This is a genomic window from Oleiphilus sp. HI0043 (assembly GCF_001634935.1).
Genome location: NZ_LWEY01001553.1, coordinates 1 through 2110 on the forward strand (window position 1 = coordinate 1; position 2110 = coordinate 2110).

Below are 2110 nucleotides of genomic sequence, written 5' to 3' on the forward strand. Positions count from 1 at the left end.
GACGCAAACCCAGATATTCCCCTAGATACTAGCCCGCCATCAGTGGGACGCCTGGAGTGGGAACATATCCAACGCGTGCTTAATGAGCATGATGGCAATATCTCTGCAACAGCTAATGCTCTGGGAATGCATCGACGGACTTTGCAACGCAAGCTACAGAAACGCCCTTCATCAAAATAAGTCATTAACATAAAGCCAAAACATATCTGAACTTGAACTAAACCCAAACTATACCCCAAAGTAGGTGCGACAATTTGTCACTCCTTTGCACCCTTACTTCAGCGTAAAATTTCACGCAATTAATGATTTTGCGCATCAAGGAGTGCATAGATGAAAGCAGTTAAGACCCTCGCATTTAGTTTGAGTTTAGTTGCAAGTGCTTGTTTAATGAGTGCGTGTAGTGATAGCAACAATTCACAAAAAAATGATTATGAGCTTTCAGAAAGCTTTAAAGTTACCTATTTATCCGAGATGGCTCAAGTTGGTAAATCCAACCTAAAAATCGAAATTACCGATTTGGATGGCACCCCTATGGAAGGGCTTTCTCCTACCTTAAGCCCACTAATGGAAATGTCTACACATAACCATAGCACGCCTTATGGCTCTTTCACCGAAAGTGACGAAGCAGGAATCTATAACGCGACAATCTACTACCTCATGGCATCAGGCCCTGAGATGGGTACTTGGTACCTTGATATAGGTTTACCTTATGATGAAAGCGTTACCTTTCAGCCAGATGTAATGATGGCAATGGGAGAGACAGCCCGCGCTAATCTAAAGAGCCAAACTGATACTATTGCAAATATGATGGGCGGAGAAGAAAAACGCACCTACATTCTATTCAATGATGGCCTATCAGATGGAGATAGCGGTCATGACTTCAGTGTTTTTATCACTACCAAGGAAAGCATGATGAGCTTTCCGGCAATTAGCGCTGGGCAAATACTCAATGCAGACTCCGACTATGAGCTTACGATCTCTAGCATCACCGTAGCAATGTCAACAGACCCAAGTGATGGTGACAGCTGGGTCACAGCATCCAATGAGGGAGAAGGTATTTGGACCGCTGAAGGCCTGACGGGCCTTACTGACGGAGAAGCCGGCTCTATCTATGTACGCCTATCGGTTAACGGTGAACAAAAAACCGACGATGGCAACATTCCTGATGGTGAATATGATGAAGCAGAGTTCGTCGTGACGCCATCTAACACGATGATGGGGATGTAAATATCTTTAGAAAGATATCTATTTGCATGAAGAATAAAGCCTTTCTGTTTTTTCTCAGTACACAGCTCCTTGTGCCACTGAATCTTTGGGCTGCATCCTGTTGTGGCGGCGGGTCAGCCTCTTCTTTAATTCTGCCAAAAGGTGCGCGCATGATGTTTGATACATCATTCTCGCACGAGAACTATAAGGGCTACTGGAACTCTGAAGGAAAGCATCAGGATGACCCTGTTGGCTCTGACTTAAACCAGTACCGAAGTAGTCTTGGTATCGCTTATCGGCTTGCCAACCGCTGGCAGGCAAGCCTCCAAATTCCCTATGTATGGAATGACAATACCTACACTGGAACAGAGTCTAAAGTCGACAACATTGGTGATACGACCATAGGGCTATGGTACGAGACCTTTGACGATATTAAATGTGTCTGGAAAGTCACCAACTGGCGAAGCCTGATTCCAGCAGTATACCTGGGCAGCACCTTAACCCTGCCGACGGGTAAATCTGCATACTCTGGTGAAATTGATAACAGCTTCGATATCACGGGCCGGGGCGTCTACCGCCTGGATGCTAATCTGCTTGTCGACAAGACTATTTATCCCTGGAATATGACCTTGAACATGTCCTATGGAAAATATATTGAACGTCCTGTTAACGAAGACTCTAGCGGCTTTATCGACCCCTATGATCTGCAATTAGGTAAGCGCCTGTCAACAAGCCTGGCTTTTGGTTATACGCATTTTTTAGACTCAATGGACACGCTTACTGTGACCACATCCTATAATGATTTACGCGAAAAGGTCGGTGAAATTGATGGGAATAAAGACAGCTCCCTTCCTGGTTTTCAAAAGCAGTCGCTGGGATTAAGTATTGCCTATTCAACAGTCGC

General features: G+C 44.9%; 3 protein-coding genes. All 3 read left to right on the forward strand.

Annotated features, from left to right (window positions below; all coding sequences use genetic code 11):
- Window positions 1–180: response regulator transcription factor (locus tag A3729_RS23200; RefSeq protein WP_197476002.1), on the forward strand; the 180-nt coding region annotated here is incomplete at its 5' end.
- A 150-nt stretch (window positions 181–330) separates the two neighbouring features.
- Window positions 331–1227 carry a hypothetical protein gene (locus tag A3729_RS23205; protein WP_068512058.1) on the forward strand — a complete coding sequence of 299 codons (897 nt, stop codon included), beginning with the start codon at window positions 331–333 and terminating at the stop codon, window positions 1225–1227.
- A gap of 26 nt (window positions 1228–1253) precedes the next feature.
- Window positions 1254–2110 (forward strand): hypothetical protein (locus tag A3729_RS23210; RefSeq protein WP_197476003.1); only part of this gene is annotated, 857 nt, incomplete at its 3' end.

What these genes read in the sequence shown, in the direction of transcription:
- A3729_RS23205 (WP_068512058.1), top strand. Translation starts at nt 331, where the DNA reads ATGAAAGCAGTTAAGACCCTCGCATTTAGTTTGAGTTTAGTTGCAAGT.